The 25938-nt window shown below is 70.5% G+C and carries 23 protein-coding genes and 1 tRNA gene; 16 read left to right on the top strand and 8 right to left on the bottom strand.

Annotation, left to right across the window (positions count from 1 at the left end):
• Nucleotides 1–12 precede the first annotated feature (12 nt).
• The 5 genes from rarD to BGO15_RS11375 all read left to right on the top strand — a co-directional run bounded on the left by rarD (nt 13) and on the right by BGO15_RS11375 (nt 4718).
• A complete protein-coding gene (gene rarD, locus BGO15_RS11395) occupies nt 13–963 on the top strand; it encodes an EamA family transporter RarD (protein ID WP_056206035.1) in 951 nt (316 codons plus the stop codon).
• 217 nt (nt 964–1180) lie between these two features.
• The gene (locus tag BGO15_RS11390; protein ID WP_056518710.1) at nt 1181–2509 is read left to right on the top strand and encodes an ABC transporter substrate-binding protein; all 1329 of its coding nucleotides are present in this window, start codon (nt 1181–1183) and stop codon (nt 2507–2509) included.
• A 153-nt stretch (nt 2510–2662) separates the two neighbouring features.
• The gene (locus tag BGO15_RS11385; RefSeq protein ID WP_056206032.1) at nt 2663–3049 is read left to right on the top strand and encodes a GntR family transcriptional regulator; all 387 of its coding nucleotides are present in this window, start codon (nt 2663–2665) and stop codon (nt 3047–3049) included.
• Nucleotides 3046–3957 (top strand): ABC transporter ATP-binding protein, encoded by a 912-nt coding sequence (locus BGO15_RS11380; protein WP_056206030.1) that lies wholly within the window; start codon nt 3046–3048, stop codon nt 3955–3957. The genes BGO15_RS11385 and BGO15_RS11380 overlap by 4 nt, the downstream gene beginning before the upstream one ends.
• On the top strand, nt 3954–4718 hold the full coding sequence (locus BGO15_RS11375) for a hypothetical protein (protein WP_056518712.1): 765 nt from the start codon (nt 3954–3956) through the stop codon (nt 4716–4718). The genes BGO15_RS11380 and BGO15_RS11375 overlap by 4 nt, the downstream gene beginning before the upstream one ends.
• 10 nt (nt 4719–4728) lie before the next feature.
• On the opposite strand, the gene BGO15_RS11370 is transcribed toward BGO15_RS11375, so the two are convergent.
• From BGO15_RS11370 to BGO15_RS11355, 4 genes are read right to left on the bottom strand one after another with little or no spacing between them, the layout of a single operon-like run.
• Nucleotides 4729–5484: an ABC transporter ATP-binding protein gene (locus tag BGO15_RS11370; RefSeq protein ID WP_045246619.1), complete on the bottom strand. Its 756-nt coding sequence runs from the start codon at nt 5482–5484 to the stop codon at nt 4729–4731.
• A complete protein-coding gene (locus tag BGO15_RS11365) occupies nt 5481–6458 on the bottom strand; it encodes an ABC transporter ATP-binding protein (RefSeq protein ID WP_045246620.1) in 978 nt (325 codons plus the stop codon). Before BGO15_RS11365 ends, BGO15_RS11370 begins: the two co-directional genes overlap by 4 nt.
• The gene (locus BGO15_RS11360) at nt 6451–7446 is read right to left on the bottom strand and encodes a branched-chain amino acid ABC transporter permease (protein ID WP_056206027.1); all 996 of its coding nucleotides are present in this window, start codon (nt 7444–7446) and stop codon (nt 6451–6453) included. Before BGO15_RS11360 ends, BGO15_RS11365 begins: the two co-directional genes overlap by 8 nt.
• Nucleotides 7447–7457: 11 nt before the next feature.
• On the bottom strand, nt 7458–8846 hold the full coding sequence (locus tag BGO15_RS11355; protein ID WP_327037314.1) for a branched-chain amino acid ABC transporter permease: 1389 nt from the start codon (nt 8844–8846) through the stop codon (nt 7458–7460).
• A 295-nt stretch (nt 8847–9141) separates the two neighbouring features.
• Here BGO15_RS11355 and guaB point away from each other — a divergent pair, with 295 nt between their 5' ends.
• Nucleotides 9142–10644, top strand: a complete 1503-nt coding sequence (guaB, locus tag BGO15_RS11350; RefSeq protein WP_045246623.1) for an IMP dehydrogenase — start codon at nt 9142–9144, stop codon at nt 10642–10644.
• Between the two features lie 43 nt (nt 10645–10687).
• Here the strand turns inward: guaB and BGO15_RS11345 are convergent, their stop codons facing one another.
• Nucleotides 10688–12118 carry an MFS transporter gene (locus BGO15_RS11345; protein ID WP_056518713.1) on the bottom strand — a complete coding sequence of 477 codons (1431 nt, stop codon included), beginning with the start codon at nt 12116–12118 and terminating at the stop codon, nt 10688–10690.
• A 150-nt stretch (nt 12119–12268) separates the two neighbouring features.
• Between BGO15_RS11345 and BGO15_RS11340 the strand changes: the two genes are divergently transcribed.
• Nucleotides 12269–12874, top strand: coding sequence for a TetR/AcrR family transcriptional regulator (locus BGO15_RS11340; RefSeq protein WP_082482951.1), 606 nt, complete (start codon nt 12269–12271; stop codon nt 12872–12874).
• A gap of 10 nt (nt 12875–12884) precedes the next feature.
• On the opposite strand, the gene BGO15_RS11335 is transcribed toward BGO15_RS11340, so the two are convergent.
• Nucleotides 12885–14117, bottom strand: a complete 1233-nt coding sequence (locus tag BGO15_RS11335; protein WP_056206026.1) for an MFS transporter — start codon at nt 14115–14117, stop codon at nt 12885–12887.
• 92 nt (nt 14118–14209) lie between these two features.
• Here BGO15_RS11335 and BGO15_RS11330 point away from each other — a divergent pair, with 92 nt between their 5' ends.
• From BGO15_RS11330 to BGO15_RS11300, 7 genes are all read left to right on the top strand, one after another.
• On the top strand, nt 14210–15154 hold the full coding sequence (locus BGO15_RS11330; protein WP_045246627.1) for a LysR family transcriptional regulator: 945 nt from the start codon (nt 14210–14212) through the stop codon (nt 15152–15154).
• Between the two features lie 15 nt (nt 15155–15169).
• Nucleotides 15170–16285, top strand: a complete 1116-nt coding sequence (locus BGO15_RS11325; RefSeq protein WP_056206024.1) for a GuaB3 family IMP dehydrogenase-related protein — start codon at nt 15170–15172, stop codon at nt 16283–16285.
• On the top strand, nt 16285–17151 hold the full coding sequence (locus tag BGO15_RS11320; RefSeq protein WP_056206022.1) for an SURF1 family protein: 867 nt from the start codon (nt 16285–16287) through the stop codon (nt 17149–17151). Before BGO15_RS11325 ends, BGO15_RS11320 begins: the two co-directional genes overlap by 1 nt.
• Nucleotides 17152–17174: 23 nt before the next feature.
• Nucleotides 17175–17660 carry a DUF3817 domain-containing protein gene (locus BGO15_RS11315; RefSeq protein ID WP_045246629.1) on the top strand — a complete coding sequence of 162 codons (486 nt, stop codon included), beginning with the start codon at nt 17175–17177 and terminating at the stop codon, nt 17658–17660.
• On the top strand, nt 17657–19240 hold the full coding sequence (guaA, locus tag BGO15_RS11310; RefSeq protein WP_056206020.1) for a glutamine-hydrolyzing GMP synthase: 1584 nt from the start codon (nt 17657–17659) through the stop codon (nt 19238–19240). The genes BGO15_RS11315 and guaA overlap by 4 nt, the downstream gene beginning before the upstream one ends.
• A 67-nt stretch (nt 19241–19307) precedes the next feature.
• On the top strand, nt 19308–19748 hold the full coding sequence (locus BGO15_RS11305) for a nitroreductase/quinone reductase family protein (protein WP_200930808.1): 441 nt from the start codon (nt 19308–19310) through the stop codon (nt 19746–19748).
• Between the two features lie 3 nt (nt 19749–19751).
• Nucleotides 19752–21092, top strand: coding sequence for a glycosyltransferase (locus BGO15_RS11300; RefSeq protein ID WP_056206015.1), 1341 nt, complete (start codon nt 19752–19754; stop codon nt 21090–21092).
• Nucleotides 21093–21230: 138 nt separating this feature from the next.
• Here the strand turns inward: BGO15_RS11300 and BGO15_RS11295 are convergent, their stop codons facing one another.
• Nucleotides 21231–22139 carry a Bax inhibitor-1/YccA family protein gene (locus BGO15_RS11295; RefSeq protein WP_056518715.1) on the bottom strand — a complete coding sequence of 303 codons (909 nt, stop codon included), beginning with the start codon at nt 22137–22139 and terminating at the stop codon, nt 21231–21233.
• 140 nt (nt 22140–22279) lie between these two features.
• Between BGO15_RS11295 and BGO15_RS11290 the strand changes: the two genes are divergently transcribed.
• Nucleotides 22280–23296, top strand: a complete 1017-nt coding sequence (locus BGO15_RS11290; RefSeq protein WP_235557372.1) for a glycerophosphodiester phosphodiesterase family protein — start codon at nt 22280–22282, stop codon at nt 23294–23296.
• Nucleotides 23297–23346: 50 nt separating this feature from the next.
• Here the strand turns inward: BGO15_RS11290 and BGO15_RS11285 are convergent.
• Nucleotides 23347–23422: transfer RNA gene (locus tag BGO15_RS11285), tRNA-Met, on the bottom strand.
• Nucleotides 23423–23538: 116 nt separating this feature from the next.
• On the opposite strand from BGO15_RS11285, the gene BGO15_RS11280 reads away from it, so the two are divergent.
• Nucleotides 23539–25935 (top strand): ATP-dependent helicase, encoded by a 2397-nt coding sequence (locus BGO15_RS11280; RefSeq protein WP_056206011.1) that lies wholly within the window; start codon nt 23539–23541, stop codon nt 25933–25935.
• The last annotated feature ends 3 nt before the right edge of the window (nt 25936–25938 follow it).

Genomic DNA, 25938 nt, shown 5'->3' with positions numbered 1-25938 from the left:
TAGGGTGGATCGGTGACCCCCGAGAGCCCCGCCGACGCCGCCCGCCGCAACACCGTGGGCGGCCTCTACGCGGCCGCGGCCTACCTCATGTGGGGCTTCCTGCCGCTGTACTTCGCGGCGCTCGCGCCGGCGTCGGCGTGGGAGGTCGTCGGCTGGCGCATCGTCTTCTCGCTGGTCTTCTGCGCGCTGCTCATCCTCGTCACGCGGTCGTGGGGTCGCATCGTCGCGATCGCCCGCCAGCCGCGTCTGCTCGCCCTCACCGCCCTCGCGGGTCTGCTGATCTTCGTGAACTGGCAGGTGTTCCTGATCGGCACCCTCAGCCACCACATCATCGAGACGAGCCTGGGCTATTTCATCAACCCGATCGTGACGGTGCTGCTCGGCGTCATCGTGCTGCGCGAGCGGCTGCGTCCGGTGCAGTGGGCGGCGATCGGTCTGGCGGTCGTGGCCGTCGGCGTGATCGTCGCCGGCTACGGCGAGTTCCCCTGGATCGCCGTGACGCTCGCGCTGTCCTTCGGCGTCTACGGCCTCGTGAAGAAGCGCATCGGCCCGAGCGTCGACGCCGTCAGCGGACTCACCTTCGAGTCGCTCTGGCTCGTGCCGATCGCCGTCGTCGAGCTCGCGATCGTGTCCGCGACGTCGGGTCTGACGATCGGCACGGCGGGCGTCGGTCACACCCTCCTCCTCGTCTCGGCGGGCATCGTCACGGCCGTGCCGCTGCTCCTGTTCGCCGCCGGCACCCGTCGTGCGACCCTCACTCTCGTCGGCCTCCTGCAGTTCATCGCGCCGATCCTGCAGTTCCTCACCGGGTGGCTGCTCATGGGCGAGCAGATGACGACGCAGCGCTGGGTCGGGTTCGGCATCGTGTGGCTCGCGCTCGCCGTGCTCTCGGTCGACTCCGTCGTCGCCGGGCGCCGTTCGCGGCGCGCTCGCGGCGCCTCGGACGTCGCCGAGCTCACCTGAACGGCGGCACACCGCAGACGAGCGGATGCCGCATCCCCGCGGCTCTTCACCGACGAGATCGTGCCTCTCACACGCCTTTCATAACGATTTCGTCGCGGAAAGATCACGTCTTCATGAGTGAAACATGTTCGTGACACAACGGGGATACGTTTTCGCGCAAGCGGACGCGGGGGAGAGGCTCCCGTGCGCCGCGCCCACACGAAAGGACAGAGCCACCATGGTTCATCCCAAGAAGGCCCTCGTGGCGGCTGCGGCCCTCGCGGGTGCCGCGACGCTCGTGCTGGCGGGGTGCTCGAGCTCGAGCACGCCGACCTCCAGCGCGAGCGCCTCGGCCTCCACGCACGCCGACCCCGCTGCGGCGTGCAAGCCGGGCACCCCGAGCACCGGCCCCCTGAAGATCGCGACGATCCTGCCCCAGACGGGTTCGCTGGCGTACCTCAACCCGCCCGCCGAGGCCGGCTACGGCCTGGCCGTGCAGGACATCAACGCCGCCGGTGGCGTGCTCGGCCAGCCTGTCCAGGTCGGCCCGATCACCGACTCGGGCGCGTCGAGCGACCTCTCCGTCTCGACCGCTTCGGCCGCCCAGATCGCCAGCTCCGACGCGCAGGTCGTGCTCGGTGCCGAGTCGTCCAGCGTCACGCTGAACTTCGTCGACACCATCACCTCCAAGTGCAAGGTGCAGCTCTCGCCCGCGAACACCGCGACGGCGCTGTCCGGCTACTCGAGCTACTACTTCCGCACCGCACCGCCGGACACCGTGCAGGGCTCGGCGCTGGGCAACCTGATCGTCGGCGACGGCGTGCAGAAGCTCGGCTTCCTCGTCTTCAACGACGCGTACGGCACCGGCCTGCGTGACGTCGTCGAGGACACCGTCACCAAGGCGGGCGGCTCGATCGTCTACGGCGCCAAGGGCAAGGGTCAGGAGTTCGCTCCCGGTCAGACGACCTTCTCGTCGGAGGTCTCGGCGGTTCTGGCCGCCAAGCCCGACGCGATCGCCATCCTCGCCTTCGACGAGACCAAGTCGATCGTCCCCGAGCTCAAGGCTCAGGGCTGGGACATGTCGAAGGTCTACATGGTCGACGGCAACACGGCTGACTACAGCACCACCTTCGCGGCCGACACCCTGACGGGTGCGCAGGGCACGATCCCCGGTGCTCAGCCCGACGCCACCTTCAAGCAGCGTCTCGTGGACTTCTACAAGACCTCGGCGAACGCCGACCTGAAGGACTTCTCCTACGCTCCCGAGTCCTACGACGCGATCGTGCTCGCCGCGCTCGCTGCCGACAAGGGCAAGGGCACCGACGGCCCCACGATCCAGGCGAACCTCGCCGCGGTCTCGGGTGTCAACGGTGGCGAGAAGTGCGCCGACTACGCCTCGTGCCTCGCCCTGCTGAACTCCGGCAAGGACATCCAGTACACGGGCAAGGCGGGCATCGGCCCGTTCAACTCCGAGAACGACCCGTCGAGCGCCTTCATCGGCATCTACAAGTTCGACGCGACCAACGTCCCGGTGTTCCAGAAGTCGATCCAGGGTTCGACCAACTGATCTCCTGATCACAGCGAAGGGGCGGGTGCGCGAGCACCCGCCCCTTTCGTGTGCCCGCCGTCGCCGCGCCACGCTTGACACGCGGAGCTCTGCATGATTGGTTAGTTACTCAAGTAATGAACCATGTGAGCACGTCGGGAGGGCCGTTACCGGATGGATGAGACGCGCCCGATCTTCGTGCAGGTCGCCGAGCAGATCGAGAACCAGATCCTCGCCGGCCTGCTCGCGGAGGACGCGCAGATCCCGTCGACGAACGAGCTCGCCGGGTTCCTTCGCATCAATCCGGCCACCGCGCTCAAAGGAGTGAACATGCTCGTCGACGCCGGGATCGTGGAGAAGCGTCGCGGGATCGGGATGTTCGTGACGAGTGGAGCCCGCGAACGGGTCGCGGGCCGTCGGCGGAGATCGTTCGCCGACGAATTCGTGCGTCCCCTGATCGTCGAGGCCTCGACACTCGGCATTGAGGCCGACCAGCTCATCGACCTGGTGCGCGCCGAGTGCGCCGCCGCCGCGAACACCGACGTAAGGATCGCCTCATGACCGCCGCAGTCGCCCGCACCCGCGGGCTGGTGAAGCGCTACGGAAAGCTCGCGGCGATCGACGGCGTCGACGTCGAGTTCGCCGAGAATCGCATCTACGGCCTCCTCGGCCGCAACGGCGCCGGCAAGACGACGCTCATGCAACTGCTCACGGGGCAGATCTTCGCCGACGGCGGCTCGGTCGAGGTCTTCGGCCGCTCGCCGGTCGAACGCGGCGACGTCCTGCGTCGCCTGTGCTTCATCGCCGAATCGCAGCGGTACCCCGAGGGCTTCACGCCGGCGCATGTCTTCTCTGTCGCTCCCTGGTACTTCGAGAACTGGGACGCGGACTTCGCGAGCCGCCTCATCGCCGATTTCGCGCTTCCCCTCCGCCGGCCCATCAAGAAGCTGTCGCGGGGGCAGCTGTCCGCCGTCGGCGTCGTCGTCGGGCTGGCCTCCCGTGCCGACCTGACGTTCTTCGACGAGCCGTATCTGGGTCTCGACGCCGTGGCGCGACAGATCTTCTACGACCGGCTGCTGACGGACTACGCCGAGCACCCGCGAACCGTCGTGCTCTCCACCCATCTGATCGACGAGGTCGCCGGCATGCTCGAACACGTCGTCCTCATCGATCGCGGGCGCATCCTGCTCGACCAGGACGCGGATGAGCTGCGCGGCTCCGCAACGGCGGTGGCGGGGCCGGCTGCCGCGGTCGACGCGTTCGCCGCCGACTACACGATCATCGGACGGGAGCGTCTCGGCGGGCTCGCGTCGGTCACGATCGACGGCCGCCTCGACGCGGCCGCGCGAGCCCGTGCCGCGCACTCCGGCCTCGAGCTCGCCCCGGTGTCGCTCCAGCAGCTCGTCGTGCACCTCACCGGAGACGATCTCGCGAGCCCCGACGCCCCGAACCGGAGGGAAGCCGCATGAACGCGCTCACCGTCGTCGGATCGGCGCTGCCTCGCGCCGGTCGCATGCGGCGCAATCCGATCTGGCGCACCGTACGTCTGCACGCCGTGAACCCCGCCGTGTTCTTCGGCATGCCATGGGTCATCGCGGGCAGCGCCTGGGTGGTCTCGATGGTCGTCGGCCTGATCATCCGGAGCGTGGCCGGTGGGATCGACATCGAGGGGATGCGCTACAGCTGGGCCGTGCTGTCGCCCCAGTGGTACCTGGTGGTGGTCGGGGTGCAGGCCGTCGGGCTCACGTTCTCCTTCGCACTCGGCATCGGCTCGACCCGGCGGGACTACTGGATGGGCACCCTCGTCATGTTCGTGCTCGTGTCCGCGGAGATGGCGGCGCTCACGGCCGCACTCGTACAGGTCGAGAAGGCGACGGGCGGCTGGTGGCTCGGCGTCCACATGTTCGACGCGCTCTGGTACGGGCAGAACGGCTGGCTGACCGACTTCTACACGACCTTCGCGCTCCAGCTCCTCGTCCTGTCGGTCGGCGCCGGTGCGACGACCGTCTACATGCGCTGGCGCATCCCGGGGATGATGGTGCTTGCGTTCGGCGCGACGGCGGCGCTGCTCGTGGCCGGAACGGTCGTCACCCTCCTGCAGGGCTGGGCCGAGCTGTTCGGCTGGCTCGCCGCGATCGGGATCGTCGGGCAGTTCACCCTTCTGCTGGGTCTTGCCCTCGCCTGCGCGTTCGGCGGCTATCTGGTGATCCGCCGCGCGACCCCGCGCTGAGTCGACTCGCCTACTTGCCGGCGGCCTCGACATCGGTGGCGAGGGTGCCGAGGTACAGCTCGATCACCTTCGGGTCCTTCGCGAGCTCACGACCCGTCCCCTCATAGGCGTTGCGGCCCTGATCGAGCACGTAGCCGCGGTCGCAGATCTGCAGGCAGCGGCGGGCGTTCTGCTCGACCATGATGATCGTGACGCCCGTCTTGTTGATCTCGCGGGTGCGGATGAACGTCTCGTCCTGACGCACCGGCGACAGCCCGGCGCTCGGCTCGTCGAGCAGAAGCACCTTCGGGTTCATCATGAGCGCCCGGGCCATGGCGACCGACTGGCGCTCACCGCCCGAGAGCGACCCGGCGCGCTGCTTGCGGCGCTCGCCGAGCACCGGGAAGAGCTCCCAGATCTCGGCCACGCGCTTCGCGAACTGCTTCGGGCGCAGGAACATGCCCATCTGCATGTTCTCCTCGATCGTGAGCGAGGGGAACACGTTGTTCGTCTGCGGCACGAACCCGATGCCGGCCTGCACGAGCTGATTGGCCTTGTTGTTGGTAATGTCGCGACCCTCGAGGGTCACCGAGCCGCTGCGCACGTTCACAAGTCCGAACAGCGCCTTCAGCAGGGTCGACTTGCCGGCGCCGTTCGGGCCGATGATGCCGATCAGCTCGCCCTGGTAGGCCTCGAGGGTGCATCCGTTGAGGATGTTCACCCCCGGCAGGTAGCCGGCGATGAGGTTGTCCGCCTTGACGACGGGGGTGGCGGTGGTCTCGCTCATCGCGACTCCTCCTCGGCCTCGGCCTCGGCTTCGGCGGCCTGCTCGATCTGTTCGATGAGTCCGGTCGTGAGCGCGTCGTCGTCGCCCAGGTCCGTGTCGTGGTGGGCGCCGAGGTAGGCGTCGATCACGGCGGGGTTCTTCATGACCTTGTCGGGCGCGCCCTCGGCGACGACCTCGCCCTGGGCCATGACGACGACCCAGTCGGAGATGTGGCGCACCATGTGCATGTCGTGCTCGACGAACAGCACCGTTGTGCCGTCCTCACGCAGCGCCTGGATGTGCTCGAGCAGACTCTGGGTGAGTGCGGGATTCACGCCCGCCATCGGCTCGTCGAGCATGATCATCTGCGGGTCGCTCATCAGCGCCCGCGCCATCTCGAGCAGCTTCTTCTGCCCGCCCGAGAGGCTGCCGGCCATGTCGTCGCGCTTCGCGTCGAGCTTGAAGCGGGAGAGCAGCTCGTCGGCCTTGGCGATGTTCGCCTTCTCGGCCTTCGACCACAGCGCCGGGATGAGCCCGACGGCGAGGTTCTCGCCGGGGTTGCCCTTCGCGCCGATCAGCATGTTCTCCAGCACCGTCATGCGCGAGAGCGCCTTGGTGAGCTGGAAGGTGCGCACCATGCCGGCACGGGCGACCTTGGATGCCGCGGTGTTGCCGAGGGTGCGGCCGTCGAACGACCAGCGGGCCGCGGCATCCGAGGACGGGCCTCCGATGAGCCGCTTGGCGCTGGAGGGGCGGTCGAACCCGGTGATCAGGTTGAAGAACGTCGTCTTGCCCGCGCCGTTCGGACCGATGAGGGCCGTAATGGCGCCGCGCTGCACCTCGAGGTGGTCGACGTTGACGGCGGTCATGCCGCCGAATCGGCGCACGATGTTGTCGACGACGAGGATCGGGTCGGGCTTCGTGGCGCCGGGGGTCTCCTCGACGCCGCCGAGCTGCGTGCGGATCGCGGTGGTGACGGGGCCGAGGTCAGGCATTGAAGCTCAACTCCTTCTTCTTTCCGAGGATGCCCTGTGGTCTGAAGATCACGATGAGCATGAGCGCGACGCCGATGAACACCCACGACAGCGCCTGCGTCTGCTGCGTGTTGAGGATGGAGGTCGGGATGAACTCGCCCATGATCTGCACGATCGCGATGCGCACGACGAAGAAGATGATCGCGCCGAGCAGCGGACCGAAGATCGTCGCGGCGCCGCCGAGCAGCATGATCGTCCACAGGTTGAATGTGAGGGTGCGGCTGAAGCCGTCGGGCTGCACGGAGGCGGGGAGCACGGTCAGGATGCCGCCGAGCCCGCCGAGCACACCGCCGATGATGAGCGCCTGCATCTTGTAGGCGTAGGAGCTCTTGCCGAGGCTGCGCACGGCGTCCTCGTCCTCGCGGATGCCCTTGAGCACGCGACCCCACGGGCTGCGCATCGCGAGCCAGGTGAGCGCGAGCAGCACGGCGACGAGGCCCCAGGAGACGATGCGCGTCCACCAGTCGTTGCCCGACCCCGGGTCGGTGTTCGGGTAGGTGAACCACAGGATGGTGGTCGACCCGGTGCCCAGCGGAGACAGGTCGGTGAACGGCCCGCGGTAGGTGGGTCCGACGAGGCCCGTCGAGCCGCCCGTGATGGGCGCGAGCGCAGCGAGGCGGCCCACCATGCGCACGATCTCGGCCGCGCAGATCGTGACGATGGCGAGGTAGTCGCCGCGCAGTCTCAGCGTCGGGATGCCGAGGATCGCCGCGAACGCGACGCACGCGAGGATCGAGACGAGCACGGCGAGCCAGAACCCGCCGCCGTAGATGATCGTCAGCGCGAACCCGTAGGCGCCGAGGAGCATGAAGCCCGCCTGGCCCATGTTCATGAGACCGGTGAAGCCGAAGTGGATGTTGAGACCGATCGCCGCGATGACGTACGCCGCGGTGACCGGCGCGATCGCGTTCTCGGTGAGCTGCTGCAGCAGGGAAACCCAGAAGTCCATCAGAACCCTCCTTAGCCGATCCGCTCGCGGCGGCCGAAGATGCCCTGCGGCCGGAACAGCAGGATGATGATGAGCAGCGCCAGGGCGGTCGCGTACTTCAGGTCGCCGGGCAGCCAGATGTTGGTCAGCTCGACGATGAGGCCGATGACCATGGCACCCGCGAAGGCGCCGAACGCGGTGCCGAGTCCGCCGAGGGTGACAGCGGCGAACAGGAGGAGCAGCAGCTGGCCGCCGGTCTGCCAGTTCACGCCGTTGAGCACGAGGCCGAGCAGCACGCCCGCGAGACCCGCGAGTCCGGATCCCATGATCCACACGCCCCGGATGACGCGGTCGACGTCGATGCCCGACGCCGACGCCAGCGCCGGGTTGTCGGACACCGCGCGGGTCGCGCGGCCGAAGCGGGTGTACATGAGGCCGAGCCCGACCGCGGCGATCGCGACGATCGCGATGCCCATCGACACGTAGGACTGGATCGTGAGGGTGATGCCCCAGATCGTGACGGTCGCCGGTGTGGCGAGGTCGATGCGCACGGTGCCGGCGCCGATCCACAGCTGCAGCACGTACTGCAGGGCGATCGACAGACCGATCGACACGATCATGAGCTGTGTGAGGCTGAGCCGCTTGCGTCGCAGCGGCTTCCACAGCACGACGTCCTGCGCCCAGCCGAACAGGGCCATCACCACGACGGCCGCGAGCCCCGCGAGCCACAGGTTGTTGCCGAGGATCGACATGAAGAACCAGGCCAGCACGCCGCCGAGGCTCACCATCTCGCCCTGGGCGAAGTTGCTGAGGCCGGTCGTGCCGAAGATGAGTGACAGGCCGAGGGAGGCGAGGGCGAGGAGGAGGCCCAGGCGCACGCCCTGCACGAACTGCTGCCAGAACCGCTGCCAGTCGAACCCGGTGTCGGTCGTGGTCGCGCCGTCCGCAGAATCGCTCAGCGAGAAGATCGCCGAGAAGTCCGAGTGCAGCGACACCTGCACCGTGCGGGTGTCGGCGCCGGAGACGTACTGGCCGTCGGGCAGCGAGGTCTTGTCGAGGGTCACCGTGTAGGAACCGGCGGCGGTCACCTCGAACACCCAGCGGCCCGAGTCATCCGTGGTCGTGTCGGGGGTGGATGCCGCGGGCCCGGCGATCGACAGCTTCACACCGCTCGCGGGCTTGCCGTCGCTGGTGCGGATCGTGCCCTGGATGCAGGCTGTCGTCGCATCGGCGGAGCAGGTGGTCGCAGCGTGGGCGGCCGGGGCGGGCATCAGCAGGGTGAGAAGCACCCCGAGCGCGAGCACGAGCGCGCCGATGCCGGCGAGTCGTCGTCGCGATGAGAGCAACCTGTGCGCGAACTGCACGGTCATCGTCCTCCACGGGTCGTAGCTGGGCAGGCGCGCCGGGTGGCGCGGATGCACGTCCGAGAGACTAGGAGTCGCATATGTCAGGGGTGTTTCGGTCCGGCATCGTCACCGAACCGATATCTCCGTCCACGCGGCCTCGTCGTCGCGTGCCGCCCAGTATGACTCGCGTTGGCCGATCGCGCGACTCGCGACACCCGAGTGCCGTCGCCGCTCGCGCGCGCGAGCGGGCGCGTACACGCGCGCGAGCGGAATACAGCCCGTTCCGCGCCGCTTAGAATCATCAGGCGGGATGACCCTCCGCCCTCGCCGCAACGATCGCGCCCCGACCGGGCGCCGCATGGGAGCACGCATGGAGCAGCACGACCCCTTCGGTTTCGTCGGACTCACCTACGACGACGTCCTGCTGCTGCCCGGGCACACCGACGTCATCCCGAGCGAGGCCGACACGTCCTCGCGGGTCACGCGCCGCATCACGGTCGCCACCCCGCTCATCTCGAGCGCGATGGACACCGTCACCGAAGCCCGCATGGCGATCGCGGTCGCCCGCGAGGGGGGTCTCGGCATCCTGCATCGCAACATCTCGATCGAGGACCAGGCGGCCATGGTCGACCGGGTCAAGCGCAGCGAGTCGGGCATGATCAGCGACCCGGTGACCACCACGCCCGACGCCACGATCGAGGAGGTCGACGCGCTCTGCGCGACCTACCGCATCTCGGGTCTTCCGGTCGTGGACGAGGACCGCCGCCTCGTGGGCATCGTCACCAACCGCGACATGCGGTTCGTGTCGGGCTTCGAGCGCCGTTCGACCCTCGTGCGCGACGTGATGACCAGCGAGGGCCTCATCACGGCCCCGGTGGGCGTGAGTGCGGGCGACGTGATCGCCGCCTTCGCCAAGCACCGCGTCGAAAAGCTGCCCCTCATCGACGCCGACGGACGTCTTGCGGGTCTGATCACCATCAAGGACTTCGACAAGAGCGAGAAGTACCCGCTCGCCACCAAGGACGAGCAGGGTCGCCTCCGCGTGGGCGCCGCGATCGGTTTCTTCGGCGACGCGTGGGAGCGCGCCGAGGCCCTGCGCGACGCGGGCGTCGACGTGCTCGTGGTCGACACGGCCAACGGCCAGTCGGCGGGCGTCATCGACATCGTGCGGCGCATCAAGGCCGACCCGACGTTCGCGCACATCGACGTGATCGGCGGCAACGTCGCGACCCGCGAGGGCGCTCAGGCGCTCATCGACGCCGGTGTCGACGCCGTGAAGGTCGGCGTCGGGCCGGGCTCGATCTGCACCACCCGCGTCGTGGCGGGTGTGGGCGTGCCGCAGGTGACGGCCGTCTACGAGGCGTCCCTCGCCGCCCGCGAAGCGGGCGTGCCGGTGATCGCCGACGGCGGTCTGCAGTACTCGGGCGACATCGCCAAGGCGCTCGTCGCGGGCGCCGACACCGTCATGATCGGGTCGCTGTTCGCCGGCACCGACGAGTCGCCGGGCGAGATCGTCTTCCAGGGCGGCAAGCAGTTCAAGCAGTACCGCGGCATGGGCTCGCTCGGCGCGCTGCAGACCCGCGGCAAGAAGACGTCGTACTCGAAGGACCGCTACTTCCAGGCCGACGTGCCCAGCGACGACAAACTGATCCCCGAGGGCATCGAGGGCCAGGTCGCCTACCGCGGCCCGGTCGCCGCCGTCGCCTATCAGCTCGTCGGTGGTCTGCGTCAGTCGATGTTCTACGTCGGGGCGCGCACGATCGAGGAGCTCAAGACCAAGGGGCGCTTCGTGCGCATCACGGCGGCGGGCCTGAAGGAATCGCACCCGCACGACGTGCAGATCGTCGTCGAGGCGCCGAACTACAAGAAGTGATCCCTGTCGTCCGGCGCCTCGATGAGGGGCTGGATGCCGCGGTTCACGCCGCGTGCGCGAGTTCCCGTTCGCTGTCCGCGGCCGTCGCCGGCGTGCCGCGGCCGGCGGGCAGGAACAGGGCGAGCACGGCGGTGACCAGCAGCACGGCCGCCCCGGTGAGGACAGCGGGGCGCGCGGCATCCACATACATGTCCGGGCGCAGCTGACCTCCGGCGCCGACGAAGATCGCCGTCATGACGGCGGTGCCGAGGGCGACGCCGATCTCGCGCACTGTGGAGTTGACGCCCGACGCCTTGGCGTGGTCGGCGATGCCGAGTGTCGACAGCAGAGCTGTCGCCGACGGCGCGAACACGAGCCCCATGCCGACGCCGGCGAGCACGAACGGCGCGACCATGTCGATGTAGGGCGTCGTGGTGGAGATCATCAGCGCGAGCCAGCCGAGGGCGATGCCTTGCGCTGCGAGTCCGGTGACGAGCAGGATGCGGGTGCCGACCCGCGGGGCGATGAGCCCGGCCAGGGGTGCGACGACCATCGGGGCGAGCGTCCACGGCGTGGTCTGCACGGCCGCCTCCAGCGGGGTCGAGCCGCGCACGACCTGCATGTACTGGATGAGGATGAAGATCGACCCGAACGTGCCGAAGCTGAACGCGAAGCCGACCGCGTTGGTGAGTGAGAACGAGCGGTCGCGGAACAGTCGCAGCGGCACGAGCGGGCTGCGCGAGCGCCACTGCCACACCAGGAAGGCGATCACCAGCAGCGAGCCGAGCACGATCTCGCCGATGACGGAGAACGTCGACCAGCCGTCGTCGTTGCCACGCACGATGGCGTGCACGAGGGCGAGAACCCCGGCGCCGGCGAGCACGGTGCCCACGACGTCGATGCGGGCGCGGGCGCCGCGCTGGTTCGGCAGTGCCCAGATCGCGAGCGGCAGGGCGATGACGGCGACGGGGATGTTGATCCAGAAGATCGTCTGCCAGTTCCAGCCCTCGATGACCGCCCCGCCGACGAGCGGGCCGACCGCGACGCCGAGGCCGGCGATCCCGCCCCAGATGCCGATCGCGAGCGGGCGCAGCCGATCGGCGACGCCGCCGGTGATGAGGGCGAGCGAGAGCGGCATGACGCCCGCGCCGCCGAATCCCTGCAGGGCTCGCGCGGCGATGAGCTGACCGGGGTCCTGCGAGAGGGCGGCGAAGATCGAGCCGATGCCGAACACCGCGATGCCGATCGTGAAGACGGTGCGACGGCCGTAGCGGTCGCCGAGCGCGGAGGCCAGCAGGATCGTCGAGGCGAATGCGAGGGTGTACGCGTTCACGAACCACTGCAGCTGCTCGACGCTGGCGCCGAGGTCCTTGTGCAGCACCGGCAGGGCGTTGGTCATGACGAGGTTGTCGAGGGTCGCCATGAACATGGGCAGGGATGCCGCGGCGATGACGAGTGCGGCGGGGCGGCGGCGCGCGGCGGTGGCGAGGCTCATGGTGCGGCCTTTCTGGTCGGAGGAGGAGTGGCGGGATGCGGAGCGAGGGTGTCTGTATCGACGCGCGACCCGGCAAGGCAACGCGTGTTTGTAATCGAATGATTACTTTGACATGGCCGACTGTAGTAATCGACTGATAACCTGTCAAGCGTGACCCCCACAGACGAGCCCGAACGGCGCCTGAGCTCTGAGGAGCGGCGCTCGCAGATCGTCGTCGCGGCGCTCGCCGTGTTCGGCGCCAAGGGGTACGTCGGTGCCACGACCGACGACGTCGCGCGCGCGGCATCCGTCTCTCAGCCCTATGTCGTGCGCCTGTTCGGCAGCAAGGAGAATCTGTTCGTCGCCGCCTGTACGGCGGCGCTCGACCAGCTCCTGGCGGGGTTCCGGGCGGCGGCCGAGGCGACCGACGACACGCTCGAGCACCGGCTCGGCCGCGCCTACATCGACCTGCTCGAGACGCGAGGTCTGCACCAGACCCTGACGCACGCCTTCCTCCTGGGTGCCCATCCGGTCATCGGCCCGGTCGCCCGCGACGGCTTCGCCCAGGTGTGGGAGTACCTGCGCTCCCTCGGGTTCACCGCCGAGCAGGCGCAGGGATTCCTCGCGCACGGCATGCTCATCAACACGATGATCGGCATGCGCCTCGCCGACGACTACGACGTGGACTCGCGGGTGACCGAGCTGTTCGACGCGTGCTTCCCGGCCGACAAGGCCCGGGTGCTCGGACTCGCGCCGCGCGTCGACGACGCCTGGTGACCGGCGCCGCTCAGGCCTGAGCGGCGCGCCGCACGAGCGGCAGCGCGGCGACCACGACGAGCACCGCGACGGCCGCGGCGAACACGACGAGCACCGCGGTCATCGGGGCGAAGACGAGCGCGGCGCCGATCGCGAGCACGGGCACCGCGAGTCCGAGGTACGACGCCAGGAACATGCCTGCGAGCGCCTCCCCGCGGCGCTCCGGGGCGGCGAGGCGCCCCGCCGTCATCATCGAGGCGCGGAACACGAGTCCGACGCCCGCGCCCGCGGCGACGCCGCCGACCGCGAAGACCGCGAGTGTCGCAGTGAGCACGCCGACCGCGAGGGCGGCGAGCCCGGCGACGACGAGCACGAGGGCGAGCACCAGCTGACGCAGCGCGCACAGGCGTCCGAACACCAGCTGGGCGAGAGCGGATGCCGCGAGCACCGCGAAGGTCACGGCTCCCCCCGCGAGCGGCGCGGGCTCGTGCATGACCTGGGTCATCACGACGGGGGCGAGCGAGGTGAACAGCCCGAACACCGAGAAGCCGGCGAAGCCCGCGATGGCGGCGGCCGTGTAGTCGCGGCGTCCCTCCGGCGGCACGGCGACCCGCTGCGGGCGGTACGCGGGACGCTCCCTCTGGCGCACCACGGTCTCGGGCACGAGCGCGATGCCGAGCACGGCGAGCGCGAGGAGGCCGGCGAAGAGCAGGTAGGGCGTCACGGTCGGGCCCGGAAGCCAGGTGACCAGGGCACCTGAGATGAGCGGGCCGAGCGCCAGGCCGCCGGTGTTGAGCACCGTGGCGACGGTCGTGGCCCGCACGGGGCCGGCGCCGGGCCGGGCGGCCGCGTCGAGCTCGACGAGGTGGGCCGAGGCCGTCGCGGTGATCGCGCCGATCCCGAAGCCCGACACCACGCGGGCGATGATCAGGCCCGCCACGTGCGGGAAGACGAGGAAGAGTCCCGCGGCGACGAGCTGCAGCGCGACGCCGAGGAGCAGCATCCGGCGCCGTCCCACCCAGTCGGAGATGTGCCCGACGAGGAAGAGGGCGGCGAGGACGCCCACGGCGTAGGCGGCGAAGATGACGGTCACGACCCAGGTCGGGAAGCCGTCGGCGCGTGCGTAGAACGCGTAGATCGGGGTGGGGATGGTCGTGAAGGCCATCGTCGCGAGGAACCCGAGCGCCACGACCCAGAACCCGGTGCGGTGCGAGACGCCGGGCGTGCGCAGGCGGATGACGGGGATGTCGGCGGTCGTGGTCATGACTCCAGTGTGACCGCGATCGGACATCGATGGAAACGAACGTTCCCGATGAGGGCGATCGTTCTGAACGATGACGGCGCTAGGCTCCCGCCATGGACCTGCGTCAGCTCGAGTACTTCGTCACCGTCGTCGACGAGGGCGGGTTCGGTCGGGCGGCGGCACGTCTGTTCGCCGCGCAGTCGACGGTGTCGGCGGGAGTGCGCGCCCTCGAACGCGAGGTCGGCGCGAGCCTGTTCGAGCGGGACACCCATCGGGTCGCGCTGACCCCGGCGGGCGAGGTCGCCCTGCCGCGCGCCCGCCGCCTGCTCGACGAGTGGGCGCTGCTGCGCGACGAGGTCGCCGACGACGGCGAGCTGCGCGGGACGCTCCGCATCGGAATCCTCACCAACGTGCTCGTACGTGGGGCGCTGCCCCGCGTGCTCGGCACGTTCCGCGCCCGACACCCCGGCGTGCAGCTGCACCTCTCGCCGTCGGCGACCGGTTCCGCCGGTCTCGGAGCCGACCTCGCCGCAGGGCGCATCGACGTCGCCTTCCTCGGCGCCGAGCCGACCGAGGCTGTGGCCGACCGGGCCTGCCTCATCGCGTCCGAGTTCGTCGCCGTGCTGCCCGCCGACCACCCCCTCGCCGCGTCCCGCACTGTGCCGCTCGCGCGCCTCGCCGAGGAGGACTTCGTCGACTCGCCCGCAGGGTTCGGCCAGCGGTCGGTCTTCGACGCCGCGCTCGCCGCCCGCGGTCTCGCGCGTCGCACGATCGTCGAGGTGGGAGACGTCGCGCAGATCCCCGAGTTCGTGGCGGCCGGGCTCGGCGTCGCCGCCATGCCGCGCTACCTCGTCCCCGACGCGCCGCGCGGCGCGGGGTTCGCCCTGCGCCCGCTCGACGAGCGCATCGAGTGGCGCCTGCTGATCGCGGTGCGCCCCGGTGCGAGCCGTGCGGCCCGCGTCTTCGTCGATGCCGTCGCGGCCGAGGTGGCCGCGGCATCCGTTCTGCCCGGCGACAGCGCGCGCACCGGCATCGGCGCTCGCGGGCGTCGCCGGTAGGCTGTGGGGGTGAGCATGGACATCGAGCTGGGTCGCTCCAAGCGTGCGCGTCGCGCCTACACCTTCGACGACATTGCGGTGGTGCCGTCGCGGCGCACCCGCAACCCTGAGGATGTCTCGACCGCCTGGACGATCGACGCCTTCCCCTTCACGGTGCCGGTGCTCGGCGCCCCGATGGACTCGGTGGTCAGCCCCCGCACGGCGATCATGCTCGGACAGCTCGGCGGGCTGGGCGTGCTCGACCTCGAAGGTCTGTGGACGCGCTACGACGACCCGGAGCCGCTGCTGGCCGAGATCGCGGCGCTCGACGAGTGCGACGCCACCCGCCGCATGCAGGAGCTCTACTCCGAGCCCATCAAGCCCGAGCTCGTGAGCGCGCGCCTGGCCGAGATTCGGGCGGCCGGCGTCACGGTCGCCGGAGCCCTCACCCCGCAGCGCACGCAGGACCTCTACGAGACCGTGGTCGCGGCCGGCGTCGACCTCTTCGTCATCCGCGGCACGACGGTCTCGGCCGAGCACGTCTCGAGCGTCGCCGAGCCGCTGAACCTCAAAAAGTTCATCTACGACCTCGACGTGCCCGTCATCGTCGGCGGCGCCGCGACCTACACAGCGGCCCTGCACCTCATGCGCACGGGCGCGGCCGGCGTGCTCGTCGGCTTCGGCGGCGGCGCGGCATCCACCACCCGGGCGACCCTGGGAATCCACGCGCCCATGGCGACCGCGGTCTCCGACGTGGCCGCCGCCCGTCGCGACTACCTCGACGAGTCGGGCGGCCGCTACGTGCACGTCATCGCCGACGGCGGTGTCGGCACCTCGGGCGACATCGTCAAGGCGCTCGCGATGGGCGCCGACGCGGTCATGCTCGGGGTCGCGCTGGCGCGCGCGACGGATGCCCCGGGGCTCGGCTTCCACTGGGGACCCGAGGCGCACCACCCGAAGCTCCCGCGCGGCCACCGCGTGAAGGTCGCGCAGGTCGGCACCCTCGAGGAGATCCTCTACGGCCCGGCCTCGGTCGCCGACGGCACCACGAACCTCATCGGAGCGCTCCGGAAGTCCATGGCGACCACCGGCTACTCCGACCTCAAGGAGTTCCAGCGCGTCGAGGTCGTGGTCGCGCCGTACGGCAGCTGATGAGCGCACCCGTCACCCCGTCCGCCGAGGCCGATGCGCCGCAGGTCTTCCCGCCGACGCTGCGGGAGGTCATGCTGCGCCCGCGGTGGATCGCGATGCTCCTGCTGTGCCTCGTCGTGGCGGGCGTGTTCGCGTGGCTCGGGCAGTGGCAGCTCGGACGGGCCCTGTCGACCAGCCCCGTCGCACCGGGCGCGAGCGAGCAGGTGCAGCCCCTCGCCGATGTGACGAAGCCGGGCATCGCCCTGCCCGACCCGCTCGCGGGTCAGCGCGTCGAGGTATCGGGCTCGTACGTGCCGGATGACTTCATCGTCATCACCTCGCGGCTGAACGACCAGACCGAGGGCTACTGGGTCTCCGGGCAGCTCCGCATCGCCGACGTCGCCCAGCCCACGTCGGTCGCGGTGGCACTCGGCTTCACGACGTCGAAGGATCAGGCGGATGCCGCGGCATCCGCTCTCAACGCCCAGGCGACCGCCGATCCGACGGCGCGCGTCGATGTCACCGGGCGCGTGATCGCGGACGAGGGACCGGTCGTCTCGGCGACCAAGAGCGACCCGTTCGAGCTGAGCCGTATGTCGCCGGCGGCCCTGCTCGGGCGCTGGCACGACATCGCGGGCCTGAACGTGTATCGCGCCTACATCACGGCCCAGACGCCGTCGGCGGGGCTGGATGCCATCCACTCGCCCGCCGTCGACAGCGGCACCTCGGTGAACTGGCTCAACATCTTCTACGCCGCCGAGTGGGCGATCTTCGCCGGCTTCGCGTTCTACCTCTGGTACCGCCTCGCGAAGGATGCCTGGGAGCGCGAGGTCGAGGAGCTCACCGGCGGCGGCGAAGACGACGACGAGCTGCCCGCGGAGGCCTGATCCCGCCCGGGTAGGATGGGCTCATGCCCGCCGGACCCAAGCTCGCCTCGTTCCCGGCCATCCGCGGCTCGCTCGTGTTCTACCAGGTCTGCTCGGCCATCACCGGTGTGATGCTGCTGCTGCTGGTGACCGAGATGATCATCAAGTACGGATTCGGCCTCGAGCTGTTCGCCGGCGGCAACGCCGGCTTCCTCTCCTTCCAGCCGCTCGACGCCTTCGGAAAGTCGACCGGCACCGGACTCAACCTGTCGCTGGGCATCCTCATCGCCCATGGCTGGTTCTACGTCGTCTATCTCTTCAGCTGCTTCCGCGTGTGGAGCCTCATGCGGTGGCCGTTCTGGCGCTTCCTCATGCTCGCCGCGGGCGGTGTGGTGCCGTTCCTCTCGTTCATCATGGAGGCCATCGTCGCCCGTGATGTGAAGCACTATCTCGTCGCCCGCGAAGACGCCGCCGCCGCGAAGAAGGCCGCCGCCGACGCATCCTCGCCCCTTCCGGAAGGCACCGTGTGACCGACTCGACCACCACCGACCAGCGCCCCGTGCTGGTCGTCGACTTCGGCGCCCAGTACGCCCAGCTCATCGCCCGCCGCGTGCGGGAGGCCGGGGTCTACAGCGAGATCGTGCCGCACACCGAGTCGGCGGCCGAGATCGCGGCGAAGAACCCGGTCGGCATCATCCTGTCGGGCGGCCCGTCGTCGGTGTACGAGCCGGGGGCGCCGAGCCTCGACGCGGGCGTGTTCGACCTCGGGGTGCCGACGCTCGGCATCTGCTACGGCTTCCAGGTGATGGCTCAGGCGCTCGGCGGCGAGGTCGCGAACACGGGACTGCGCGAGTACGGCGCGACGGATGCCGCGGTCACGGGTGACGGCGGCGTGCTGCTGGCCGGTCAGCCGGTCGAACAGAACGTGTGGATGAGTCACGGCGACCAGGTCTCCCGCGCCCCCGAGGGCTTCACGGTGCTCGCCTCGACGTCGGCGACGCCGGTGGCCGCGTTCGGCAGCGACGAGCGCCGCTTCTACGGTGTGCAGTGGCATCCCGAGGTCAAGCACTCCGACTACGGCCAGCGGGTCATCGAGAACTTCCTGCACACCGCGGCGGGCCTCCCCGCCGACTGGAACAGCGGAAACGTCATCGCCGAGCAGGTCGAGAAGATCCGCGCCCAGGTGGGCTCGGCCCGCGTGATCTGCGGCCTGTCGGGCGGTGTCGACTCGGCCGTGGCGGCGGCGCTCGTGCAGCGCGCCGTCGGCGAGCAGCTCGTGTGCGTGTTCGTCGACCACGGCCTCCTGCGCAAGAACGAGCGCGAGCAGGTCGAGACCGACTACGTCGCGGCGACCGGCGTGCGGCTCGTGACGGTCGACGCGGCCGATACGTTCCTCGCGGCGCTCGACGGCGTGAGCGACCCCGAGCAGAAGCGGAAGATCATCGGGCGCGAGTTCATCCGCACCTTCGAGCAGGCCGCGGCGGCGCTCGTCGCCGAGGCCGAGTCGTCGGGCGAGCCGGTGAAGTTCCTCGTGCAGGGCACGCTCTACCCCGACGTGGTCGAGTCGGGCGGCGGCACCGGCACCGCGAACATCAAGAGCCACCACAACGTGGGCGGGCTTCCCGACGACCTCGAGTTCGAGCTGGTCGAGCCGTTGCGCACCCTCTTCAAGGACGAGGTGCGCGCGATCGGCCGCGAGCTGGGACTGCCCGAGGTCATCGTCGGTCGTCAACCGTTCCCGGGCCCCGGGCTCGGCATCCGCATCGTCGGGTCGGTGACGCGCGAGCGTCTGGAGATCCTGCGGGACGCCGACGCGATCGCTCGCGAGGAGCTCACGCGCGCGGGCCTCGACGGCGAGATCTGGCAGTGCCCGGTGGTGCTGCTCGCCGACGTGCGCTCGGTGGGCGTGCAGGGCGACGGCCGCACCTACGGCCACCCGATCGTGCTGCGACCCGTCTCGAGCGAGGACGCGATGACCGCCGACTGGACGCGTCTGCCGTACGACGTGCTCAGCCGCATCTCGAACCGCATCACCAACGAGGTGCGCGACGTGAACCGCGTCGTGCTCGACGTGACGTCGAAGCCGCCGGGGACCATCGAGTGGGAGTGAGGCGCGCGCCTGCGGGCGTGCGCCGTGTGGCCGCCCGACGCGTCGGCGGCTGAAGGGGAGTGGGCTCGTGCGCTATGTGAAGCCGACCGCGTCGGACGAGGTCTTCAATCGCACCGTCGGCTTCTTCACGCGCATCGGGCTGCCGCTCGCGGGCTCCCGCGTGCTCGCGGTGCGCGGGCGCTCGTCGGGCGAGTGGCGCACGACCCCCGTGAACCCGCTGCGCGTCGGCGGTGAGCGCTACCTCGTCGCGCCGCGCGGCGAGGCGCAGTGGGTGCGCAACCTGCGGGTCGCCGGCACCGGCGAGCTGCGTCACGGCCGGCGGGTCGAGCCGTTCACGGCGAGCGAGGTCGTCGACGCCGACAAGACCCCCGTCCTGCGGGAGTACCTGCGGGCGTGGGGCTGGGAGGTCGGCCGGTTCTTCGAGGGCGTCGACAAGAACGCCACCGACGCGCAACTGGCGGAGATCGCGCCCGGGTTCCCCGTGTTCCGGCTGACCGCCGCGGGCTGAGCCGTGGCCGAGTTCCCCGACGCGCACTACCTCGTGCTGTCGTCGCGCCTGATCCCCGGGCTCGACGGCGGGTACACGGTGGCGACGCTCGCCCGGGCCCGGCAGTTCGCGGCCGCCGGTGCGCGGCCGCCGCTGCTGCTCACCGTCGATCCCGGCGCGGTGGCCGACCACGCCGCGCAGCGGGCGACGTTCGTGGCGCGGGGGGATGCGGCATCCGCGGATCTGTTCCGCAACCTGTTCGACGATGTCGTGGCGGATGCCGCGTGGCTGCGCGCCGCGGCACGCCCCGGTGAACGCGACGACGTGCTCGAGTACCGGGCGGTGACGGCCCCCGACGGCGCCGTCGTCGCCGAGCTGCCCGTCGTGCACGACCCGGACTGGCACCTGAGCACCGCGCCCATCGTGGTGCCGGGCGCCGGCATCGTCGACGGGTTCGGCGCGCTGTACGCGGCGTGGATCGCCCATGTCGTCGCCGGCGTGCGAGCCGCTGACGGGCTGCCCGTCGTGCTGGTGTGCGAGTCCCGGCAGCTCGGCGAGCTGCTGGTCGACCGGCTGCCGGCGGGTGTCGCGCTCGTGCACACGGTGCACACCGCCCATCTCGAGCCGCCCTACGACGCCGACGCCCCGGTCAACGCGCTGTGGCGGCGCTGGCTCGCCGTCGCCCCGCGCTTCGCCGCCGTGGTCTGGCCGACAGCCCGCCAGCTCGCCGATGTGACGGCCCGGTTCGGGTCGCGGCCGGGCGACGCGGTGGTGCCGAACGCCGTGCCCGTGGCGGATGCCTCCGACGCCGACCGCGCCAGCGACCACGTCGTCGTGCTCGGGCGGCTGGCGCCCGGCAAGCGGGTCGCCGACATCCTGCGCGCCTGGATGATCGTGCGCGAGACGGTGCCGGGCGCGGTGCTCGACGTCGTGGGCGACGGCCCGCTGCGCGCCGAGCTCGAGGCGCTCGCGCACGAGCTCGGGCACGGGGCATCCGTCGTCTTCCACGGTGCGACGACCGAACCCGGTGCGGTGCTCGAGCGGGCCGCGCTGCTCGTGCAGGCAACGGCGTTCGAGGGGCAGGGGCTCGCGGCTCTCGAGGCCCTCGGACACGGCTGCCCGGTGGTCAGCTACGACGTGCGGTACGGGCCGCGGGAGCTGCTCGGCACGGGCGCCGGGGTGCTCGTCGACGATGCGGATGCCGCGGCTCTCGGTGAGGCCGTCGCGTCGCTGCTGCGCGACCCCGCGCGTCGTGCCGCGCTGGCCGCGCGCGGGCGTGAGGTCGCGGCGGACTACACGCCCGAGGCGGTCATGCCGCGCTGGGCGGACGTCGTGCGGCACGCGCTGGAGCGTGCCGCGGGCTGACGCCGAGGCAGCGTGACGGCTGGGCGGGCCGAGGCCACCGCGGGCTCACGCCGAGGCCGGCGGAGAGGCGACGCGGCGCGGCATCCGGACATGACGAAGGGGCCGTCCCGTAGGACGACCCCTTCGTGGAGACTCGCGTCAGTTGTTGCCGCGCAGGATCGCGAGCATGCGCAGGATCTCGAGGTAGAGCCAGACGACCGTGACCAAGATGCCGAAGCCGCCGAGCCATCCGAACTGGCGGGGGGCGCCGTTGCGCACACCCTGCTGGATGGAGTCGAAGTCGAGCACGAGCGAGTAGGCCGCGAGGATCACGACGAACACACCGATGATGAGGCCGAGCGGGATGCCCGCGATGTGCACGCTCGAGAGCAGTCCGAAGCCGCCGCCGTTCGAGGAGTTCAGCACGCCGAACGCCATCAGCAGCACGTTCAACAGCGAGAAGACCAGGTAGCCGACCATCGCGATCAGGAAGATCTTGGTGGCGCGGGCCGAGGCGCGGATCTTGCCGCTCGCGAACAGCGCCAGGGTGACGCCGACCACCGCGAGGGTGGCGAGGGTCGCCTGCAGCACGATGCCGGGCCAGATGAACTCGAAGTAGGCCGAGATGCCGCCGACGAACAGACCCTCGAACGCCGCGTAGGCGAAGATCAGCGCCGGACGTACCTTCTTGCGCGAGGTGAAGATGACGACCATCGAGAGGATGAAGCCGCCGATCGCGCCGATGAGCCACGGGGCCATCGAGGGCGCCGGGTTCGCGGCGGTGACGGGGGCCATCGTCCAGATCCAGCCGGCGACGGCGGCGACCAGCAGGATCGCGAAGAGCGAGAGCGTCTTGAGGACGGTGTCTTCGATCGTCATGCGCCCGGTCGCGACCGCGTCGGCGGACGGGGAGGCGTAGACGCCCTCGAGGTGCGCAGTGGTCGCGGCATCCGTCGTCGCGGGGGGCGGGGTCAGACCCACGCCGCCGGCGGGCTGTCCGCCGCGAGCGCGCACGGCGCTCTGGTCTTGGAAGGCGGGGTTGTTGAACGCGGGGTTGGACGAGGCCATCGCCGGATCACACTCCAATGTCAGGTGGCGGCACGGTGCCGCACTTCCACGATAACGCCCGGAATCTCGCGGGTCGAAGGGAGACCCTGTGAGTGCGCTTTGAGCGCTCGCGCGACACGTGCGACGAGTACCCTGAGCGCGTGTCACCCCGGGAACGCCTGCTCGCCGCCTTCGACCGCACCCCCGAGGGCGGGCCGATCATCATCGGGCACCGCGGCGCCCCCGGCTATCGCCCCGAGCACACCCGCTCGTCGTACCTGCTCGCGATCGAGTCGGGCGTCGACGCGGTCGAGCCCGACGTGGTGGTCTCGCGCGACGGCGTGCTCGTGGTGCGTCACGACGCCGAGATCGGTGAGACGACGGATGTCGCCACCCGCCCTGAGTTCGCCGACCGCCGCACCCGGCGGGTGATCGACGGGATCGAGCTCGACGGCTGGTTCACCGATGACTTCACGTGGGCGGAGCTGGCGACGCTGCGGTGCCGGGAGAGGATCCCCGCGCTGCGCGAGGCGTCGGCGCGGTTCGACGGCGCCGAGCCGATGCTGCGGCTGCCTGATCTGCTCGCGCTGGTGGCCGCGGCATCCGATCGTGTCGGTCGCGAGGTCGGCATCGTGATCGAGGTCAAGCACGCCGCCCACTTCGCCGCGCGCGGGTGGGACCTCGCGGCGCTCGTCGCCCGCGATCTCGCCGCGGCGGGGTTCTCCGGCCCGGTCGTCATCGAGTCGTTCGAGCAGGGGGTGCTCACGGCGCTGCAGCAACGGGGTGTCGCCGCGTCGTACGTGTACCTCGTCGAGGCAGAGGGCGCCGCCGCCGATCTCATCGCCGCCGACGGTGAGGATGCCGCCACCTACGCGTCGCAGCTGACGCCCGACGGTCTCGACGCGCTCGCCGGTCAGGTCGACGGCATCAGCGTCGACAAGGCGCTGCTGCTCGACCCCGCGCGCCGTCGCGTCGTCGCCGACGCACACGCCCGCGGCCTCGCCGTGTTCACCTGGACCGCGCGGCCCGAGAACGCGTTCCTGTCGGAGCGGTTCCGGCGCGGCGGCGACGCGGCGTTCGGCGACTGGCGCGGTGAGTGGAGCGAGATCTGGGGGAGCGGGATCGATGGTGTGTTCGTCGACCACGCGGACCTCGGGGTGGGGTTCGCGCGGGGCTAGCGGGGAGTGTCGACCACCGATACGCGGAAAGCGCAAAGTGCATGACGACGTGGACGCGACGGCGGGAGTCGAACCCGCAACACGACCGGGTATGAGCCGGTGCCCGGGACCGCCCGGATCGCCGCGATGACCTCACGCTAACCCGGGGCCGCGACATCCGGAAGGCGTGTCTCGCACTATTGCCGACGATGACCCTGCGTGACCGGATCGCGTGTCCGCCTCCCCCTCTAAACTGGGAGCCCATGGTCGAGTCATCCGTTCCCGTCGTCGTTCCCGGCGGCACCGGCGGCGTCGACGACGACCTGCTCGACGGGCTCAATCCCCCGCAGCGCGAGGCCGTGACCTACCGCGGACCGGCGCTGCTGATCGTGGCGGGGGCAGGGTCGGGCAAGACCCGCGTGCTCACGCACCGCATCGCGTCGCTGCTGCGTCGCCGCGAGGCGTGGCCGAGTCAGATCCTCGCGATCACGTTCACGAACAAGGCCGCCGGCGAGATGCGCGAACGCGTCGGCCAGCTGGTCGGCGAGAGCGCCCGCGGCATGTGGATCTCGACCTTCCACTCGGCGTGCGTGCGCATCCTGCGGCGCGAGGCCGAGAACTTCGGCTTCACCTCGTCGTTCACGATCTACGACTCCGGCGACTCCCGCGCGCTCATCAAGCGCCTCGTGAAAGACCGCGAGGCCGAGCGCTTCGGACTCAGCCCCGCGGGCGTGCAGGGCCGCATCTCCCGCCTCAAGAACGAACTGACGGATGCCGCGGCTTTCGCCCGCCAGGCCAACTTCTCCGACCCCGCCGAACGCCTCTTCTCCGAGCTCTTCGGCGACTACGAGCGCGCGCTGCAGCGGGCAAACGCCTTCGACTTCGACGACCTGATCGCGCAGACCGTTTACCTCTTCCGCGCGTTCCCGGCGGTCGCCGACGCCTACCGCAAGCGGTTCCGGCACATACTCGTCGACGAGTACCAGGACACCAACGCCGCCCAGTACGCACTCATCCACGAGCTCACCCGCCCCGTCGTCGGCGCCGCCGAGGCGTATTCCAGTGGCGGCATGATGATCTTCGAACCCGAGCACGCGCCCGAGCTCGAGGGCGCGTCGCTGACGGTCGTGGGCGACTCCGACCAGTCGATCTACGCGTTCCGAGGCGCCGACATCCGCAACATCAGCGAGTTCGAACGCGACTTCCCCGGCGCCCGCGTCGTGCTGCTCGAGCAGAACTACCGGTCGACGCAGAACATCCTCTCCGCCGCCAACGCGGTCATCGGCCACAACTTCGACCGCAAGGCGAAGAACCTCTGGACCGACTCCGGCGCCGGTGAGCGCATCGTCGGATACACCGGCTACTCGCAGCATGACGAGGCCCAGTTCGTCGCGGACGAGATCGAGGCCATCCACCGCCGCGGTGTCGACTACTCCCAGGTCGCCGTCTTCTACCGCACCAACGCCCAGTCGCGTGCGCTCGAAGAGATCCTCATCCGCGCCGCCGTTCCCTACAAGATCATGGGCGGCACCAAGTTCTACGAGCGCGCCGAGATCAAGGACGCCCTCGCCTACCTCACCGCCGTCGCCAACCCGGCCGACGAGATGGCGCTGCGCCGCATCGTCAACAAGCCCAAGCGCGGCATCGGCGACGTCTCCATCGAGACCATCAGCCGCTTCGCCGCCGATCGCGGCATCACCTTCCGCGAGGCACTCGGCCACGCCGGCGACCTCGGCGTGGGCCCCAAGCTGCAGACCGCCATCACCCATCTGCACGGCGTGCTGGGTGCGGCATCCGAGATCATGCTGCCCGCCAGCGGCGAAGTGGCCCCGCCCACCGCCGTCGCCGACGGGCTCTCGCTGCTGCTGGGACGCAGCGGCTACCTCGACGCGCTGCGCATGAGCCGCGACCCGCAAGACGAAGCGCGCGTCGAGAACCTCGACGAGTTCGTCGCCGTCGCCCGCGAGTTCGCGCGCAACAACCCCGACGGCACCGTCATCGACTTCCTCGCCGAGGTCGCCCTCGTCTCCGACGCCGACGACCTCGACGACGCCTCCGGCTCGGTCTCGCTCATGACCCTGCACACCGCCAAGGGTCTCGAGTACGACGCCGTCTTCATCACCGGCGTCGAGGAAGACCTGCTGCCGCACCGCATCTCAGCCGGCGAGCCCGGCGGCCCCGCCGAAGAGCGCCGCCTCTTCTACGTCGGCGTCACCCGCGCGCGCAAGCGCCTCTACCTCTCCCTCGCCATGACCCGCGCGCAGTTCGGCGAGATCGCCTCCGCCGTGCCGAGCCGCTTCCTGCAGGAGATCCCCGCCGACCTCGTCGACTGGCGCCAATCGCCCGCCGACCTCGTGCGCCAGGCTCCGCCCCGGTTCGGCGGCGGCTCGGGCTCCCGCGGCGGATTCCGCAACGAAACCCCCGCGCTCCTGCCGAAGTCCACCTCGCTCGACCGCTTCGCGAACAAGGTGCCCGCGAAAGTGCGTGACAACGGCGACATGGAGCTCGCGGCGGGCGACCGCATCCGTCACGACGACTTCGGCGAGGGACGCGTCGACGCGGTCACCGGTGAGGGCGCGAAGCGCATCGCGCACGTGCGCTTCGACTCCGGGGCGGCCAAGAGGCTGCTCGTCAAGATCGCGCCCATCGAGAAGATCTGACGC

The sequence above is a fragment of the Microbacterium sp. 71-23 genome (assembly GCF_001897265.1).
GTDB classification, from domain to species: Bacteria; Actinomycetota; Actinomycetes; order Actinomycetales; family Microbacteriaceae; genus Microbacterium; species Microbacterium ginsengisoli.
Note: the sequence above shows the minus strand (reverse complement) of the source record. Positions and strands in the feature narration are given on the sequence as shown.

Bases quoted from the DNA above. Each gene is read 5' to 3' on its own strand.
- BGO15_RS11345 (WP_056518713.1), bottom strand. From the start codon at position 12,118: ATGAGCCTCGCCACCGCCGCGCGCCGCCGCCCCGCCGCACTCGTCATC.
- BGO15_RS11280 (WP_056206011.1), top strand. From the start codon at position 23,539: ATGGTCGAGTCATCCGTTCCCGTCGTCGTTCCCGGCGGCACCGGCGGC.
- BGO15_RS11365 (WP_045246620.1), bottom strand. From the start codon at position 6,458: ATGCCTGACCTCGGCCCCGTCACCACCGCGATCCGCACGCAGCTCGGC.
- guaB (WP_045246623.1), top strand. From the start codon at position 9,142: ATGGAGCAGCACGACCCCTTCGGTTTCGTCGGACTCACCTACGACGAC.
- BGO15_RS11335 (WP_056206026.1), bottom strand. From the start codon at position 14,117: ATGACCACGACCGCCGACATCCCCGTCATCCGCCTGCGCACGCCCGGC.
- BGO15_RS11380 (WP_056206030.1), top strand. From the start codon at position 3,046: ATGACCGCCGCAGTCGCCCGCACCCGCGGGCTGGTGAAGCGCTACGGA.
- BGO15_RS11325 (WP_056206024.1), top strand. From the start codon at position 15,170: ATGGACATCGAGCTGGGTCGCTCCAAGCGTGCGCGTCGCGCCTACACC.
- BGO15_RS11390 (WP_056518710.1), top strand. From the start codon at position 1,181: ATGGTTCATCCCAAGAAGGCCCTCGTGGCGGCTGCGGCCCTCGCGGGT.
- BGO15_RS11385 (WP_056206032.1), top strand. From the start codon at position 2,663: ATGGATGAGACGCGCCCGATCTTCGTGCAGGTCGCCGAGCAGATCGAG.
- BGO15_RS11330 (WP_045246627.1), top strand. From the start codon at position 14,210: ATGGACCTGCGTCAGCTCGAGTACTTCGTCACCGTCGTCGACGAGGGC.
- BGO15_RS11360 (WP_056206027.1), bottom strand. From the start codon at position 7,446: ATGGACTTCTGGGTTTCCCTGCTGCAGCAGCTCACCGAGAACGCGATC.
- BGO15_RS11315 (WP_045246629.1), top strand. From the start codon at position 17,175: ATGCCCGCCGGACCCAAGCTCGCCTCGTTCCCGGCCATCCGCGGCTCG.
- BGO15_RS11320 (WP_056206022.1), top strand. From the start codon at position 16,285: ATGAGCGCACCCGTCACCCCGTCCGCCGAGGCCGATGCGCCGCAGGTC.
- BGO15_RS11370 (WP_045246619.1), bottom strand. From the start codon at position 5,484: ATGAGCGAGACCACCGCCACCCCCGTCGTCAAGGCGGACAACCTCATC.
- BGO15_RS11295 (WP_056518715.1), bottom strand. From the start codon at position 22,139: ATGGCCTCGTCCAACCCCGCGTTCAACAACCCCGCCTTCCAAGACCAG.
- BGO15_RS11375 (WP_056518712.1), top strand. From the start codon at position 3,954: ATGAACGCGCTCACCGTCGTCGGATCGGCGCTGCCTCGCGCCGGTCGC.